At 34.7% G+C, this 16,095-nt stretch carries 16 protein-coding genes; 13 read left to right on the top strand and 3 right to left on the bottom strand.

Annotated elements, in window-relative coordinates; translation table 11 throughout:
• The first annotated feature begins 2 nt into the window (after window positions 1-2).
• From MTX13_RS09450 to MTX13_RS09460, 3 genes are all read left to right on the top strand, one after another.
• The gene (locus tag MTX13_RS09450) at window positions 3-578 is read left to right on the top strand and encodes a DUF4331 family protein (protein ID WP_250434373.1); all 576 of its coding nucleotides are present in this window, start codon (window positions 3-5) and stop codon (window positions 576-578) included.
• An 82-nt stretch (window positions 579-660) separates the two neighbouring features.
• Window positions 661-1,959: a tetratricopeptide repeat protein gene (locus MTX13_RS09455; RefSeq protein ID WP_250434375.1), complete on the top strand. Its 1,299-nt coding sequence runs from the start codon at window positions 661-663 to the stop codon at window positions 1,957-1,959.
• Between the two features lie 21 nt (window positions 1,960-1,980).
• Complete coding sequence (locus tag MTX13_RS09460) at window positions 1,981-4,224, top strand: TonB-dependent receptor (protein WP_394801246.1); 2,244 nt, start codon at window positions 1,981-1,983, stop codon at window positions 4,222-4,224.
• Window positions 4,225-4,457: 233 nt separating this feature from the next.
• Here MTX13_RS09460 and MTX13_RS09465 read toward each other — a convergent pair whose 3' ends face one another.
• From MTX13_RS09465 to MTX13_RS09475, 3 genes are all read right to left on the bottom strand, one after another.
• Window positions 4,458-5,288, bottom strand: a complete 831-nt coding sequence (locus tag MTX13_RS09465) for an anti-sigma factor (RefSeq protein WP_250434376.1) — start codon at window positions 5,286-5,288, stop codon at window positions 4,458-4,460.
• A 2-nt stretch (window positions 5,289-5,290) separates the two neighbouring features.
• On the bottom strand, window positions 5,291-5,821 hold the full coding sequence (locus MTX13_RS09470; RefSeq protein WP_250434378.1) for an RNA polymerase sigma factor: 531 nt from the start codon (window positions 5,819-5,821) through the stop codon (window positions 5,291-5,293).
• Window positions 5,822-5,911: 90 nt separating this feature from the next.
• Window positions 5,912-6,511 (bottom strand): superoxide dismutase family protein, encoded by a 600-nt coding sequence (locus MTX13_RS09475; protein WP_250434380.1) that lies wholly within the window; start codon window positions 6,509-6,511, stop codon window positions 5,912-5,914.
• Between the two features lie 136 nt (window positions 6,512-6,647).
• Between MTX13_RS09475 and hemN the strand changes: the two genes are divergently transcribed.
• From hemN to MTX13_RS09525, 10 genes are all read left to right on the top strand, one after another.
• Window positions 6,648-8,012, top strand: coding sequence for an oxygen-independent coproporphyrinogen III oxidase (gene hemN, locus MTX13_RS09480; protein WP_250434381.1), 1,365 nt, complete (start codon window positions 6,648-6,650; stop codon window positions 8,010-8,012).
• A gap of 34 nt (window positions 8,013-8,046) precedes the next feature.
• Window positions 8,047-8,880 (top strand): universal stress protein, encoded by an 834-nt coding sequence (locus MTX13_RS09485; RefSeq protein ID WP_250434383.1) that lies wholly within the window; start codon window positions 8,047-8,049, stop codon window positions 8,878-8,880.
• Between the two features lie 192 nt (window positions 8,881-9,072).
• Window positions 9,073-9,576, top strand: coding sequence for a c-type cytochrome (locus tag MTX13_RS09490; protein WP_250434385.1), 504 nt, complete (start codon window positions 9,073-9,075; stop codon window positions 9,574-9,576).
• Between the two features lie 7 nt (window positions 9,577-9,583).
• Window positions 9,584-10,159 carry a fasciclin domain-containing protein gene (locus tag MTX13_RS09495; RefSeq protein ID WP_250434387.1) on the top strand — a complete coding sequence of 192 codons (576 nt, stop codon included), beginning with the start codon at window positions 9,584-9,586 and terminating at the stop codon, window positions 10,157-10,159.
• A gap of 30 nt (window positions 10,160-10,189) precedes the next feature.
• Entirely contained in the window at window positions 10,190-12,160 is a 1,971-nt protein-coding gene (gene nosZ, locus MTX13_RS09500) for a Sec-dependent nitrous-oxide reductase (protein WP_250434389.1), read from the top strand.
• A 138-nt stretch (window positions 12,161-12,298) separates the two neighbouring features.
• The gene (locus MTX13_RS09505) at window positions 12,299-12,898 is read left to right on the top strand and encodes a hypothetical protein (protein WP_250434391.1); all 600 of its coding nucleotides are present in this window, start codon (window positions 12,299-12,301) and stop codon (window positions 12,896-12,898) included.
• Between the two features lie 44 nt (window positions 12,899-12,942).
• Complete coding sequence (locus MTX13_RS09510) at window positions 12,943-13,380, top strand: nitrous oxide reductase accessory protein NosL (protein WP_250434392.1); 438 nt, start codon at window positions 12,943-12,945, stop codon at window positions 13,378-13,380.
• A 1-nt stretch (window position 13,381) separates the two neighbouring features.
• Window positions 13,382-14,617 (top strand): nitrous oxide reductase family maturation protein NosD, encoded by a 1,236-nt coding sequence (locus MTX13_RS09515; RefSeq protein ID WP_250434393.1) that lies wholly within the window; start codon window positions 13,382-13,384, stop codon window positions 14,615-14,617.
• Window positions 14,611-15,318 carry an ABC transporter ATP-binding protein gene (locus tag MTX13_RS09520; RefSeq protein WP_250434394.1) on the top strand — a complete coding sequence of 236 codons (708 nt, stop codon included), beginning with the start codon at window positions 14,611-14,613 and terminating at the stop codon, window positions 15,316-15,318. Before MTX13_RS09515 ends, MTX13_RS09520 begins: the two co-directional genes overlap by 7 nt.
• On the top strand, window positions 15,311-16,093 hold the full coding sequence (locus MTX13_RS09525; RefSeq protein ID WP_250434395.1) for an ABC transporter permease: 783 nt from the start codon (window positions 15,311-15,313) through the stop codon (window positions 16,091-16,093). Before MTX13_RS09520 ends, MTX13_RS09525 begins: the two co-directional genes overlap by 8 nt.
• Window positions 16,094-16,095 lie beyond the last annotated feature (2 nt).

A 16,095-nucleotide genomic window follows, 5' to 3' on the forward strand; every position in this document is an offset into this window, starting at 1 on the left:
TTATGAAAATTTTGAATATAAAAAACACGTTAACCCTAATAGCAATTGCAGCCTTGTGCTTTAATTGTTCAAATGATGATGATTTTACACCAAATACTGGTGGAGATGGAAATAATGAACCTGATTTTTCTGGAGTATACATACAACAGGATCAAATGGGTAGGCCAGCGGTAAACACAGTATTTGTTTCGAGCGATAGTAAAAATATGTTTAATACTACAATTCCATCAGAGCAAAATGCAGATTTCCAAAATATGTTTCAAACCAATTTAGAGGCTTTAAGTCCAGCTTTTGCAAACCCTGGAGATATGAACGCCCTTGGACAGGATGCCGCTGCATTCACAACATTATTGGCTACAGATGTGCTGAATTTATCTTTAGACGGAACAACAACATTTTATGATGGGACCAATGTACTTACCGGTCGCGCTTTGGCAGACGATGTAATTACAGTTGAGTTACTATTAATTTTTGGAGGTGAAGACTTTAGCGAAAACCCAACGTTGTCCAATGATAACGTTGATGCTAACGATAAACCGTTCTTAACCTCGTTTCCCTACCTAGCAGCCCCTTGGTAGGAGTATGTAATCAGAGCATGCGTTCTGTGTGCTCTGATTTTTTTTTTTTTTTTTTTTTTTTTTCACTAATTAAAACCACAATATGATGACATTAACAACAAACCATATAGTCGTATTAATCTGTTTTATTTTTCTAATGGGATGTAACAATAACCCCAAGAAAATAACAGATGTCAATACTTACAATACATACCTTGAATTAGTCGAGAATGATGCGCTGCAAATGGCAAAAAGTGACTTACAATTTTGGGAAAAAAAGCTAGAAAAAGAACCGAAACAGTTTCCTTACTTTGCTAAAATTGCAGCCTGTCACTCTCAATTATTTAGTCATACTGGAGAAATTGTCCATTTAATCAATGCCGAAAAAAGTTTAATACAAGCTAACAAACGCACAAATTATAACCATGCAGGTTATTTAAGAGCGCTTGCAAGAAATTATATTTCACAACACCGATTTAAAGAAGCTTTGGAACTTTTAAATAAGGCAGAATTAAACGGTGAAAATATTGCTGCTACATATAAAATGCTTTTTGATGTACAATTGGAATTAGGAAATACTGTTGCTGCCAAAACCTATTTGGAGCGAATTAAAGATTTTAGTGATTACGATTATTTAATCCGCTTGTCTAAATGGAGCGATCATAATGGTAACTTGGAAGCAGCCATAAAATACATGGAAAAGGCTACAGCTATAGCAGAGTCTTCAAATATAAGTGCCACCAAGCAATGGGCTTATACCAATTTGGCAGATTTTTACGGACATGCTGGAGAGATTAAAAAGTCATATGATTACTATTTAAAGGCATTAGAGCTAAATCCTAATGATGCTTATGCTAAAAAAGGTATTGCATGGATAGTGTACTCCTATGAGCGTAACCCTCAAGAAGCCATGCGCATTTTAAATACGATAACAGAAGATTACCGCGTGCCAGACTTGTATTTGCTAAAAGCTGAAATGGCTGAATTTCTAGATAAAAATGAACATAAACGTAAAAACGTGAAAGCCTATCAAAACCTGGTTTCAAATAATCTCTATGGCGATATGTACAATGCTTATAACATTGAATTATATGTAAACAAACAAGAAACCGTTGATAAGGCAATTGAATTGGCGAAAAAAGAAATTGAAACTAGACCTACAGCTCAATCTTATGATTTACTGGCATGGAGTTACTACAAAAAAGGAGATGTTAAAAAGGCGTTAAGTATTATGGAAAGTTTTGTAGTGGGTTATACTTTTGAGCCGCTTTCTTTATATCATTTGGCTATTATCTATAAAGCTAATGGTTTGGACAGTAAAGCACTTGATGTCAAAAAGGAATTGGAAACCTGTATTTATGAATTGGGTCCAGTTATGGAACGCGATATTGAAAGAATTTAATCAACTAATCAACCTAAATCTATGCTTTTAAAAAATAATAGTTTCTATTTTCTAGTATTACTTTGTATAGGTCACACGATGTGGTCACAAGATACTATCAAAGGATTTGTGTTTGACGAATATGGTCAACCTCTAGAAAATGCATACATCTATAATAAAACATCTACCAGTCATGCACACGCTTTGGCCAATGGATCGTTTATTCTCGAAAATAATAAAAAAGGCGATACTATAAATATTGGCCTTTTAGGATACCAAAAAAAGAATATTGTAGTAACAAGTTTGCACTTCACCGAGGGAATGGAAGTGCGTTTGCAACCCAAGACTATTTTATTAAATGAGTTGGTAATAACAGAACAGGTTAATGCTTTAAACAGTGTGGCTAAAATTGATTTAGAAACCACACCAGTTAATTCGTCACAAGAAGTTTTGCGTAAAGTCCCTGGTTTGATTATTGGTCAACATGCAGGAGGTGGTAAAGCCGAACAGATTTTTTTAAGAGGTTTTGATATAGATCATGGTACAGATATTAACTTGGCAGTTGATGGAATGCCTGTAAATATGGTTTCGCATGCTCACGGACAAGGGTATAGCGATTTACATTTTTTAATTCCAGAGACTATTAATGCCATTAACTTTGGAAAAGGACCATACTATGCTAACAAAGGCGATTTTACAACGGCTGGTTATGTAGATTTTAATACCAAAGATAAATTAGAGTCAAGTGAGATAAGCTTGAGTTATGGTCAGTTTAATTCCTTGCGTACCTTAGGAATGTTTGACCTTTTAAAAAACAATAAACGTTCAAATGCTTATGTAGCATTGGAGTATATTGAGTTTGATGGCCCTTTTGACTCACCTCAAAATTTCAATCGTTTAAACCTTTTTGGGAAGTTCAGTACTTATCTAAAAGGTAATGATAAACTATCATTGTCTGTATCGCATTTTACAAGCCGTTGGGATGCTTCTGGGCAAATACCACAACGTGCTGTAGATAGTGGTTTAATAACACGTTGGGGAGCTATTGATGATACTGAAGGCGGTAATACGTCTAGAAGTAATGTAAATATAAGCTATGACGCAATGCTTAAGGAAAATTTACAGTTTAAATCTAATGTGTTTTATTCCAAATATGATTTTGAACTGTTTTCAAATTTCACGTTCTTTTTGGAAGACCCCATTAATGGGGACCAAATAAAGCAACATGAAAGTAGAAACATCTATGGTTTTAATACTCAATTCATTAATGATACTAAATTAGGGTCTATTGAAACACAATTAACATCAGGTTTTGGATTACGTTTAGATCAAGTTAACGATGTAGAACTATCACATACCTTAAACCGAAACGAAACATTGGATTTTCTGGCTTTGGGAAATGTTAATCAAACCAACATGTATGGGTTTTTAAATGCTAATTTTGAATTAGGGAAGTTTATTGTAGCACCAGCCTTGCGTTTAGATTATTTTAAATTCATGTATAATGACGATTTAATAACAGCCTATGAAACCCAAGCAGAAACAAAAACAACTTTAAGTCCAAAACTAAATGTGTTCTTTAATCAGAACAGCAATCTGCAATGGTATTTAAAATCAGGAATAGGCTTTCACTCTAACGATGCAAGGGTAGTAGTGGCGCAAAGTGGTGAAGAAATTTTACCAAAAGCATACGGAACCGATTTAGGAACCATTTGGAAACCCTTTCCAAAAATGGTGTTCAATACAGCATTATGGTACTTGTTTTTAGAGCAGGAGTTTGTATATGTAGGCGATGCTGGAATAGTAGAACCAAGTGGAAAATCAGAACGTTACGGTTTAGACATAGGGGTGCGTTATCAATTTACGGATTGGTTGTATTTTGATACCGATGCTACTTTTACCCATGCGCGAAGCGTTGATGAGCCTAAAGGAGCGGACTATATTCCGTTGGCACCAGACTTTACCCTTACAGGAGGCTTGGCAATTAACGATTTAAAAGGCTTTTCAGCAGGCATACGCTACCGTTATGTAGATGACAGGCCTGCTAACGAAGATAACTCCATAGTGGCCGAAGGTTATTTTGTAACCGATATAAATATGAATTATGCCTTCACTAAAAATTTGAGCTTGGGTATGTTAATAGAAAATGTATTTGATACAGAATGGAACGAAACCCAATTTGCCACAGAATCGCGATTACAAAATGAGTTGGAACCCGTTGAAGAAATACATTTTACGCCGGGAACACCTTTTTTTATAAAGGGTGTGGTGAGTTATAGATTTTAAGAATTTGTTGTTAATGAAGAAGCTAACAAATATCTGAAGTGTTTTGCTAAGACGTTTGTTAAGTGTTTTTGTTAGTTGAAAAGCGTCTGTTTTTGCAGACGCTTTTTTTGGTTCTGTTTAATTTATGTTGGATTAATATTCAAAATAGCGATTAAAGTAATGATACTATCATTCAAATCGTAACCTTACGTTCTAGATTATCTAAATTAACCGTTATTTATTAATATGAAACATTATGGAGTAGTCTGAACAGCACCCAAAGTATATAACTGCTCCATGGTTGGCGTCTCACTACCACCCGCTGGTTCTAAAGTAATACCAAAGGCTTCAGAGGCGTTGGTATTTGTGATAGTAAACACTTTGTTGTCATCAGTTTTAAAATCGTCTAGAGTTCCCAAACTGGTAGGTGTAAGCGGGCTTAATGTTAAAGACCAAACCTGATATACTTTGCCTCTAGGTGGTTCTGGCAGACCTTGTGCATCTAGATAAATATTATTGGTCTTTTTATCCCAATAGACTTTAGCGTAAGCTTCTGGATACACGGCTTGGCCAGCTAGTGGTATAGCAATAATCTCTTTGTCTCGTATAACATCAAGAAGTTTGTTGGTTTCTTTTAAATTAGCACGTGCGGTACGTATTTGTTCTTCAAGTAGCTGATTATCTATATGTTGTTTGTTTATTTCGGTTTCTATCGTTTTAATTTCAGTTTGTAAAGCACGGTTTTGATTTAATAACCAAATAAGGCCACCAGCCAATAATACCGATGCCGCCCAACCTGTATAGGTAAACCAATTGGTTCTGGGTTGGCGAGGTAAGGTTACCACTTTAGAATCGCTAGTGTCCAATCCAAGAGCTTCTTTAACAGCGGGGAATATATATTTGGAGTCTCTAGGACTTACTGCTGCAGTTAGTTGAATAACAGTAGCTTCAATCTTTAAGACTTCATCCAGAATATCTGGGTTTTTTAAAAGCTTTTGGTATACAGCTTCATTTTCTTCTTCAGAAAGTGCTCCGGCAACATAAAGTTCCAATATTCCAGATTCTATATATTCTTTATTCGTCATGGTTATACATCCAACATATTTCGCAATTCATTAATACAGTTCCTATTGCGTGTTTTTATAGTACCAATGGGCATTTCTAGCGATTCAGAAGCTTCTTTTTGAGTATACCCTTTAAAGTATAACAGCTCTATAACTTCTATGCATTTTTTGGCTAACTTATTTACAAATTTTTTAATACCAATGGCATCGGTTTGGCTGTTTAAATTATCTTGGTTTTCAAGAATATCTACGAAAAAATTAGCATCAAGGTTTTTTTTGGAGTTTTTAAAGGTTTTAGACCGTGTTTTATCAATGGCTGCATTTCGGGCAATATTTATAAGCCATGTGAAAAACCTCCCCTTTTTAGCCGAATAGCTACTGGCATTGTGCCAAGCTTTAATAAACACATCTTGCATAACTTCTTCTGCTATGTCATTATCGCGTACAATATTATAGATTACACCATGCATACTGTCACTGTACATATTATAAAGTGCTTCGAAAGCTTTTTCGTCTTTGCTTTGAAATTTTGAAACTAGAAGTTCTAACTGCATGCAGTACTTATTTTTTACCAAAGTAGGAATTAATTGGCAATTAAAAAAGCTACCGTTTCGGTAGCTTCTTGTAATGATATGTAAAAGTTTTTAGTCCTCTATAACACCTGCACAGCTAATACGCGCTCCAGCAGCACCAGAAGGTTGAGAAGTAAAATCATCGGCTCCTTGATGAACAATAATAGCTTTGCCTAATATATCTTTAGCTGGGTCACCACAACCAATACACCATTGGTCTGTAGTAAATGAAATAGTACCATTACCTTTATCATCAGCATTAAAATTACCTATATCTCCTTTATGGTAACCGGCTTCAGCTCCCCATTCGCCATGTGGCTGACCAGTTGGGTTCCAATGCCCACCTGTCGATTTACCATCGTCTGAAGAACAATCAGCTGTTTCATGTAAGTGAATAGCATGTGTTCCAGGTTCTAATCCAGACATAATAGCTATCATAGTAACCTCGCCATTCTCTTGTCTAAAAACAGCATTACCTGTTACATTGCTACCGCTTTTGGCATTTAAAGCAATTTTTATTTTTTTGTCTTCAGCAGTAGTTTCAACGTCTGCAGGAGCTTCTATTTCTGTTGTTTCAGTTTCAACAACTTTTTCGGTTTCTTTTTTATCATTTTTGCACGATAGTGTAGCTACAAGAACACAGGCTGTAAGTAATAAACTTATTTTTTTCATGGTTTAATTTTCGTTTTTAGTTACCATAAAATTACGTATTATTTAACTCATATTAAAATGTGCTTATGTAAGAATATGACAATTATCATATTATATTATATCTAATCGCGATAATTTTGGACTATAATAAAAAGGTATGTCTAGCAAATTAGTGAACAAATATAATATTCCAGGACCGCGTTATACAAGCTATCCAACAGTGCCGTATTGGGATGAGTCTAGTTTTTCTAAAGAGAAATGGTTGGATTCTGTTTTTACGTCTTATAAAGAAAGTAATGGTTCAGAGGGCATAAGTTTGTATATTCATTTACCCTTCTGTGAAAGTTTATGTACATTCTGCGGTTGCAACAAACGTATTACCAAACGTCATGAGGTAGAATCACCTTATATAAGTTATGTGTTAAAAGAATGGCAGTTGTATTGCGACCATTTTAAAACAAAACCTATTATTAAAGAATTACATTTAGGAGGTGGTACACCTACATTTTTCTCGCCAGAAAATTTAGAGCGCTTAATTAATGGGATTTTTTGTAAAGCTGAAATAGCCAAGGAGCATGAGTTTAGTTTTGAAGGACATCCTAATAATACTACACGCGAGCATTTGCAAACCCTCTATAATTTGGGATTCAGACGCGTGAGTTTTGGTGTACAGGATTATAATATTGAAGTACAAAAAGCCATACACCGCATCCAACCGTTTGATAATGTAAAGTTTGTTACCGAAACCGCTAGGGAAATAGGCTATACTTCAATTGGACATGACATTATTTTTGGTTTGCCGTTACAATCTATTGCCCATGTAAAAGAAACCATAGAGAAAACCAAACAGCTTAAACCAGACCGTATTGCTTTTTATAGTTATGCCCATGTACCTTGGATAAAAGGGAACGGACAACGTGGTTTTAGTGAAAATGATTTACCAACAGCTAGCGTAAAACGCCAACAATATGAGTTGGGCAAACAATTACTGGCAGATTTGGGTTATCATGAAATTGGTATGGACCATTTTGCTTTACCAACCGATAGCTTGTTTAAAGCTACAAAAACAAAAGCATTGCATCGTAATTTTATGGGTTACACAGCTTCCAAAACACAAATGATGATTGGTCTGGGTGTATCATCAATTAGTGATAGTTGGTATGGTTTTGCTCAAAATGCAAAGGACATTAAAACATATTACAACTATTTAGATCAAAACGAGTTGCCAGTTTTTAGAGGTCATATTTTAACCCAGGAAGACCTAGTAATCCGTAAACATATTTTAAACTTAATGTGTCAATTTGAAACATCGTGGGAAAATCAAGATTTATATTGTAACGAAATACCTGATGTGCTCATTAAATTAAAACCATTGGAAGACGATGGATTAATTGAAATAAACTCAAAACAAATTATAATAAACGAAAAAGGAAAACCATTTGTACGTAATGTTTGTATGGCATTCGATTTATTGTTGCAACGTAAGCAACCCAATTCGCAATTGTTTTCCATGACTATTTAATACTATTTATTAACCTTACTTAAACTTTAAAAAGATGAAAAAAATTATTGTACCTATAGATTTCTCAGAATATTCAGATTATGCACTGGAAACAGCAGCCATTTTGGCAAAAAAGAATAATGCTGAAATATTAGCCCTGCACATGTTAGAAATTTCAGATGCCATTTTAACAAAAAACGACAACGAAATGAAAATGGAAACGGTATTCTTTTTAAAGTTAGCCGAAAAACGTTTCAATGAGTTTTTAGAGAAAGACTATTTAGAAGGTGTAAACATCACGCCAATTGTTAAGCACTTTAAAGTGTTTAGTGAAGTTAATGATGTAGCTAAAGAACACAATGCCGATTTAATTGTAATGGGTTCGCATGGCTCAAGTGGATTGAAAGAATTTTTTGTTGGATCCAATACTGAAAAAGTAGTGAGACATGCCGAAATTCCTGTACTGGTAACAAAACACAACCCTATTTTAACCGATTTTGAAAACATTGCTTTTGCTTGCGACTTTTCAGAAGAAGCTATAGAGCCATATTTAAGAGCGTCTAGAATGTTTGAAAGCCTAGGGTCAAAAATGCATTTGGTTTACGTAAACCTACCAAGCGAAAGCTTTAAAAGTTCAGCAGAAATGGAAAGTAAGGTTGTTTCATTCCTTAAAAAAGCCAATGGTAATTTAGATAAATTGGATACGGTTAAATATGTAGCCGATTATACAGTAGAAAAAGGAATTTTAAATTTCGCCAATGTAATAGGAGCAGATTTAATAGCTGTTGCAACGCATGGACGTAAAGGTTTGGCACATTTCTTTGAGGGAAGTATTTCAGAGGATATAGCAAATCATTCTATGTTACCTGTAATGAGTTTTAAAATGTAATTAATAGCAAGTTTAGTTGATGTTTTAAATAAGAGGTGTGGTTAATAGCTGCACCTCTTATCATTTATAGCACTTTTTATGAATATTGAGCGTATTAAAAATTTAAATAAGATAAAAATATCCGAAATATGATTTTTATCATGTTTTTAAAGTTGTATTGACAGTAATTTTGTGTTATAAATAATAATTAACATGAAAGCAACACTAAAATTAATGACCTTATTATTTGCTGCACTTGTATTAAGTTGTGGTGGCAAAGAAGAAAAGAAAGAAGAGAAATTCTCTTATGAAAAGAAGTCGACAAAAACTGAAGCAGTTACCAAAAAAGAAGAAAAAGTGCCCGCTTCCAAACGTATTGATTTAGCTACTAAAGGAGTTGGACCAATTACTTCGCTTGAGTTACCAGCAGATATTGACCAAGCTATGGCAGCACAAGGAGAAGAGGTATTCAAAAAAATGTGTACCGCTTGCCATAGAGCTGATAAAAAGTTTATTGGACCAGCACCAACTGGAATAACAGAACGTCGCTCTCCAGAGTGGATTATGAACATGATTCTAAATCCTGAAGAAATGGTGCAAAAAGATGCATTGGCCAAAGAATTACTAATTGAGTTTAATGGTTCGCCAATGGCCAATCAAAACTTAACAGAAGAAGAAGCTAGATCTGTATTAGAATACTTTAGAACACTAAAATAATTTGAATATGAATACATTTAAACAGTTAGGTCTTGTTTTGGCATGTATAAGTCTATTCTTTGCATGTAAGAACGAGAGTCAAGAAGCCCAAAGTACAACTTCAGTAACTAATACTGAAGAGACCACAACAGAGCGATCTGGTCAAGCATTTATACAAGACGACGAGGGAACACCAAATTGTCTTCAAATAGCAATTGGTTCGCCTGATCACAAAACATTGGTAGCTGCCGTTCAAGCTGCACAAGTAGAAAATGCTCTGGTAAATGTTGGACCGTTAACAGTTTTTGCACCAACTGATGAAGCATTTGCAGCATTACCTGAAGGCACAATAGATAACCTTTTAAAACCTGAAAACAAAAATACTTTGGCAGACATTTTAAAGTATCATGTTACGCCAGGTAATTTAAGTACAACAATCCTTACCAAGCTACCAAAATTAGGACAAGCCAATAACCAAAGCGTTCAAGTTGAGGTGGTAGACGGAAAACCAGTTATAGGCGGAGCAAATATTATTGCTAGTGTTCCTGCTGGAAATGGTATTGTTCACGTAATCGATAAAGTATTATTACCACCTTCAGAATAATAAATCACTAACCTTATTTAATAAAAAACAATGAAGAATATTTTAAAATCAATTGCTGCACTTGTAACTGTTCTTATAGCGTTTACAAGTTGTAACGATACAAAAAAATCAGATTCAAAATCTGGTGCTTTAGCAAGTAATGTTGCAGAAAAAGTATATGTAGCTCCTGGAGAACACGATGAGTTTTACGCCTTTGTTTCTGGTGGATTTAGTGGACAATTAGCTGTTTACGGATTACCATCAGGGCGTTTGTTTAAAGTTATTCCCGTATTCTCACAAGACGCTGAAAAGGCCTGGGGTTATAATGAAGAAACCAAGCCTATGTTAGAAACTTCTCATGGTTTTATACCTTGGGACGATGCTCACCACCCAGATATTTCACAGACAGCTGGAGAACTAGATGGACGTTGGGTATTTATTAATGGTAACAATACGCCACGTATTGCGAAAATAGATTTAACTACTTTCGAAACTACCGAGATTATAGAAATTCCTAATAGTGCTGGTAACCACAGTTCGTCTTTTGTTACTGAAAACACAGAGTATGTGGTAGCTGGAACGCGTTTCTCTGTTCCAGTACCTCAAAAGGATATGCCTATTAAGGATTACAAAGGTAACTTTAAAGGCGCTTTAACCTTTATTTCTGTAGAACCAGAACATGGACACATGGATATTAAATTCCAGTTGATCATGCCAGGTTTCGATTATGATTTATCACATCCTGGCCGTGGAAAATCGCATGGATGGTTCTTCTTCTCAACCTATAATACCGAAGAGGCAAGCACGTTAATGGAAGTTAATGCCTCGCAAAACGATAAAGATTTTATTGCAGCTGTTAACTGGAAAAAGATTGAAGAGTATGTGAATAATGGTGGTGGAACCATGATGCCAGCCAATTATGCTCATAATGTTTATGATGAATCTACTCATATGGCGACATCAACCATGAAGAAGGAAGTTCTTACAGTAAATCCTTTAGATGTACCTGGAGCTGTTTACCTAATGCCGACGCCTAAATCGCCTCACGGCTGTGACGTTGATCCTACTGGTGAATATATTGTAGGTAGTGGTAAACTTTCTGCAAACTTAACGATTCACTCATTTACAAAAATGTTGGATGCTATTGAAAATGAAAAATTTGCTGGAGATGCTTACGGTATTCCAATTATTAATTTTGATGATTCTTTAGCAGGTGTGGTTGAGCAACCAGGTCTAGGGCCTTTACATACCGAGTTTGACGACAAAGGTAATGCCTATACAACCTTCTTTATTTCTTCAGAAGTTGTAAAATGGAAAGTAGGAACATGGGAAGTACTGGATAGACAACCTTGTTATTATTCAGTTGGTCACTTAATGATTCCTGGTGGTAACTCTCAAAAACCATTTGGAAAATATGTGTTGGCCATGAACAAGATTACAAAAGATCGTTATCTGCCAACAGGACCAGAGGTAACACAATCGGCTCAATTATACGATATTTCAGGTGACAAAATGGAATTGTTGTTAGATTTCCCTACAGTAGGAGAACCTCACTATGCCGCAGGTTGCCCTGCCGATTTAATTAAACCACGATCTAAAAAGTTATTCCCACTTGAAGAAAACAATCACCCTTATGCAACAAAAAGTGAAGCGGATACTAAAGTTGTACGAGATGGCAATACGGTTCATATCTACATGACCATGATACGTAGTCACTTTTCACCAGATAATATTGAAGGTATTAGAGTGGGAGACAAAGTATATTTCCATGTTACCAATTTAGAGCAGGATTACGATGTACCACATGGTGTGAGTATGATTGGAGCGAATACATCTGAATTATTAATCATGCCAGGACAAACAGAAACCTTCCTTTGGGAGCCTAAACAAGAAGGTGTATGGCCTTTCTATTGTACAGATTTCTGTTCGGCATTACACCAAGAAATGCAAGGCTATGTTCGTGTGTCTGCAGCAAATGCAAATACACCATTAAAATGGTCTCTTGGTGAGGATATAGAATAAAACAAATTAGGAGAATTTTGTTTTAGTGTTTATTTTCCTATCAAAGGCGAGAGCATGCATTTCGCTCTCGCCTTTCTATTTTCAAAACACTAATTATTCAGAGATATCTGATTTTTTAAACCACTAATTTCTATCACGATGAAAAAGTCAAATATAATTATGCTATTGGCTGCTATATTGCCACTCGGACTCTTTTTGTTTCCACTTTGGAAAATTACATTGGAGGCTCCACAATATCCAACACCATTGGGCATGTATATTTATATCAATGATTTCGCTGATGCCAATCCACACGATATCAAGAATATTAACCTTATGAACCACTACGTAGGGATGAAGTACATTCCAGAGGCCATTCCTGAATTTAAAATATTTCCGGCAGGCATTCTTATAACTACAGTAATAGGTTTACTTATTGCATTTAAAGGTAACTATAAGTGGTTTTTATACTGGTTTATACTCATGATTGTATTAAGTAGTGCTGGACTTTATGACTTCTACCTCTGGGAACATGATTATGGACATAATCTAGATCCAAGAGCTATCATGAAATTTACAAATCCAGATGGTACACAAATGGGCTTTCAACCACCTTTATTTGGTTCAAAAGATATATTGAACTTTAGAGCACATTCTTATCCGCGTTTAGGAGCCTTGTTTTTGGCGTTGGGAATAGGAACATCATTAATTGCTTACCTTGTAGGGAAAAAATCGTATAAAAAGTCTTTAGAAATGTAATAGCAAAGGAAAGCCATTCAGCAAAACACTAAAACACTAAAAAAATGCAAACACTAAAACACTATGTTGTACTTCTATTTGTTGTACTAATGGTAAGCTGCAATGTGTCACCAAAACCAATTGACTATGGTAATGATGGATGTCACTTTTGTAAGATGACCATTGTTGATAAAGTACACGCAGCTGAAATCGTCACCAAAAAAGGAAAAGTCTATAAATTCGATGCTACAGAATGTATGATTAATTTCATGGACGAGTTTGATACTTCTGAAATTGAATTGTACTTGTCAAATAACTATTCTGAACCTGAAGTATTAATTGATGCTACACATGCCACTTTTTTAATTAGCAAAAACGTGCCAAGCCCTATGGGTGCTTTTCTATCGGCATTTAAAAGCAGAGAAGAAGCCCAAAATGTTCAATCAGAAAAAGGCGGAACATTGTATACTTGGCAGGAATTATTAACGCATTTTAAAGATTGAAATGAGGTCAATACGCTTATTTTTGGTTACCATGTTTATGGCGACTTCACTTGGTGCGCAAACAATTAATGTATGTGGTACTTGTAATGTTACCTCATTGCGTGATGCTATCACTTTAGCTAAACCTTTTGATACGGTGAGGGTGAAAAAGGGCATCTACAAAGAGCATGATGTGGTTATAGACAAACCCTTGACTTTAGTTGGTGAAAATTATCCGGTTATTGATGGTGAATTAAAGGGCGAAATTATTACGGTAGTTTCAGATAGTGTAACCGTTGATGGTTTGTTCGTTATTAATGTTGGAACCAGCTATACGGAAGATTATGCGGCTATTCGTGTTAAAAAAAGTAAACATTTTGTGATACAGAATGTTGTTTTAGAAAAACTGTTTTTTGGCATATACATTGAAAAATCCAGTTATGGTAAAATTTATCATAACAAAATAATTGGCGATGCCGTTGAAGAATATAACTCAGGTAATGGTATTCAATTATGGTATAGTCATTATGTAGACATTGAGCATAATTTTGTTGAACATGTTCGTGATGGTATTTATCTAGAGTTTTCAGATAATTGTGTAATTAAAAACAATGTTAGTGCAGAAAATTTGAGATATGGCCTGCATTTCATGTTCTCTAATGATGATATTTACCAAGATAACACTTTTGAAGATAATGGAGCTGGTGTGGCTGTCATGTTTTCAAAGAAAATTAAAATGCTAAATAATACATTTAAAAAAAATTGGGGAACAGCATCATATGGCATGCTATTAAAAGAAATTAATGATGCCGAAATAATAGGTAATACCTTTGAAGAGAATACAATAGGAATCAATTTAGAAGGATCCAACCGCATTACTTACAAGAACAACAATTTTACCAATAATGGTTGGGCTATAAAGGTAAGAGGCGCATGTTACGCTAATCGTTTTATAGAAAATAATTTCTTGTACAACTCCTTTGATATTTCATATAACAGCAAGGTGAACGATAATATTTTCGATAGAAATTATTGGAGTAACTACACAGGATATGATTTGGATAAGGATGGTATAGGCGATGTGCCTTATAGACCTGTAAAACTCTTTTCCTATATCGTAAATCGTACACCAGAAACTATTATTCTGTTACGTAGTTTATTTATTGATATCATAGATTTTTCAGAAAAAGTGTCTCCAGTATTTACACCGGACAACCTTATGGATAATAATCCACAAACAAAACGCATAACATGGTAAGTATAGAAAATCTACATAAAAAGTTTGGTAAGAACGAAGTCCTTAAAGGTGTTGACTTAAACATCAAGAGTGGTGGTATTTTTGCTGTACTAGGTCCAAATGGATCTGGGAAAACTACCTTGATTAAGTCGGTGCTTGGCATGGTTGTTCCAAGTAAAGGGACTATTACAGTTCAAGGTGAGAATATTAAGAAAAATTCAAGTTACAGACATCAGATTGATTACCTACCGCAAATAGCTAATTTTCCTAGTAATTTAAAGGTAAAAGAGTTGATTCGTATGATAAAAGATTTACGAAAAAACACCAATGAAGATGAACGTTTAATTGAGCTGTTTAAGTTACAACCCTTTTTAGATAAAAAACTGGGTAACCTTTCTGGAGGTACAAAGCAAAAAGTGAACATTGTATTAACCTTTATGTTTGATAGTCCGCTTATTATTTTAGATGAGCCTACAACAGGTTTGGACCCTATTTCATTAATTAGGTTAAAGGAATTGATTCAAAAAGAAAAACAAAAAGGAAAAACTATTTTAATCACATCACATATCATGAGTTTTGTAGAAGAGGTTTCCGATGAAATTGTGTTTTTGTTGGAAGGCAAAATCTATTTTAAGGGTACCATATCAGAATTAAAAACCAAGACCAATCAGCCAGATTTTGAACATGCTATTGCGTCTATATTATCAGACAACCATGCTTAAAATTTTAAAATATAGTTTTTTCGATTTAATGCGTAGCCGTTGGAGCTACGTGTATTTTGGGTTTTATCTGCTATTGGGAGTTGTGCTCTTGTTTCTCAATAACGATTTGTCTAAAGCTGTCATAACCTTAATGAATGTTATCATTGTTTTAGTACCACTTATAGGAACCATTTTCGGAGTCATGTATTATTACAATTCCAAAGAGTTTACTGAATTACTTTTAGCGCAGCCACTTAAACGATCTTCCATTTTTTTAGGTCAGTATCTGGGTGTTGCTTTGTCTTTATCCATGAGTTTAATATTGGGATTGGGTATTCCATTTGTGTTTTATGGCTTATTTAAAAGTAATGCCATTTGGGATTTTTCATTACTACTTATAACCGGAACATTTTTAACCCTCATATTCACAGCATTGGCATTCAATATTGCCTTGTCTAACGAGAATAAAATAAAAGGATTTGGTTATGCTATTTTATTGTGGCTGTTTTTGGCCATTATTTATGATGGTATCTTTTTAATGACCTTAATATTTTTTGAAGATTATCCTTTAGATAAATTATCCTTGGTAGGTACTATGCTTAACCCGATTGACTTGTCTCGAACATTAATCTTATTAAAGCTCGATATTTCAGCGCTTTTGGGTTATACGGGAGCTATATTCAAACAATTCTTCGGTACTAGTTTTGGGTTGGTTGTATCGTTTGTAATGCTCGTAATTTGGGTTGTTTTGCCCGTATTGCGAATTATGTTTAAATCTAGAAGAAAAGATTTTTAGGT

The organism is Hanstruepera flava, assembly GCF_023634025.1.
Lineage (GTDB): Bacteria > Bacteroidota > Bacteroidia > Flavobacteriales > Flavobacteriaceae > Hanstruepera > Hanstruepera flava.

Coding starts and splice junctions, on each gene's coding strand:
- MTX13_RS09515 (WP_250434393.1), top strand. CDS start 13,382: ATGAGGTCAATACGCTTATTTTTGGTTACCATGTTTATGGCGACTTCA.
- MTX13_RS09455 (WP_250434375.1), top strand. CDS start 661: ATGATGACATTAACAACAAACCATATAGTCGTATTAATCTGTTTTATT.
- MTX13_RS09490 (WP_250434385.1), top strand. CDS start 9,073: ATGAAAGCAACACTAAAATTAATGACCTTATTATTTGCTGCACTTGTA.
- MTX13_RS09470 (WP_250434378.1), bottom strand. CDS start 5,821: ATGCAGTTAGAACTTCTAGTTTCAAAATTTCAAAGCAAAGACGAAAAA.
- MTX13_RS09525 (WP_250434395.1), top strand. CDS start 15,311: ATGCTTAAAATTTTAAAATATAGTTTTTTCGATTTAATGCGTAGCCGT.
- nosZ (WP_250434389.1), top strand. CDS start 10,190: ATGAAGAATATTTTAAAATCAATTGCTGCACTTGTAACTGTTCTTATA.
- hemN (WP_250434381.1), top strand. CDS start 6,648: ATGTCTAGCAAATTAGTGAACAAATATAATATTCCAGGACCGCGTTAT.
- MTX13_RS09450 (WP_250434373.1), top strand. CDS start 3: ATGAAAATTTTGAATATAAAAAACACGTTAACCCTAATAGCAATTGCA.
- MTX13_RS09460 (WP_394801246.1), top strand. CDS start 1,981: ATGCTTTTAAAAAATAATAGTTTCTATTTTCTAGTATTACTTTGTATA.
- MTX13_RS09520 (WP_250434394.1), top strand. CDS start 14,611: ATGGTAAGTATAGAAAATCTACATAAAAAGTTTGGTAAGAACGAAGTC.
- MTX13_RS09495 (WP_250434387.1), top strand. CDS start 9,584: ATGAATACATTTAAACAGTTAGGTCTTGTTTTGGCATGTATAAGTCTA.
- MTX13_RS09485 (WP_250434383.1), top strand. CDS start 8,047: ATGAAAAAAATTATTGTACCTATAGATTTCTCAGAATATTCAGATTAT.
- MTX13_RS09475 (WP_250434380.1), bottom strand. CDS start 6,511: ATGAAAAAAATAAGTTTATTACTTACAGCCTGTGTTCTTGTAGCTACA.
- MTX13_RS09505 (WP_250434391.1), top strand. CDS start 12,299: ATGAAAAAGTCAAATATAATTATGCTATTGGCTGCTATATTGCCACTC.
- MTX13_RS09465 (WP_250434376.1), bottom strand. CDS start 5,288: ATGACGAATAAAGAATATATAGAATCTGGAATATTGGAACTTTATGTT.
- MTX13_RS09510 (WP_250434392.1), top strand. CDS start 12,943: ATGCAAACACTAAAACACTATGTTGTACTTCTATTTGTTGTACTAATG.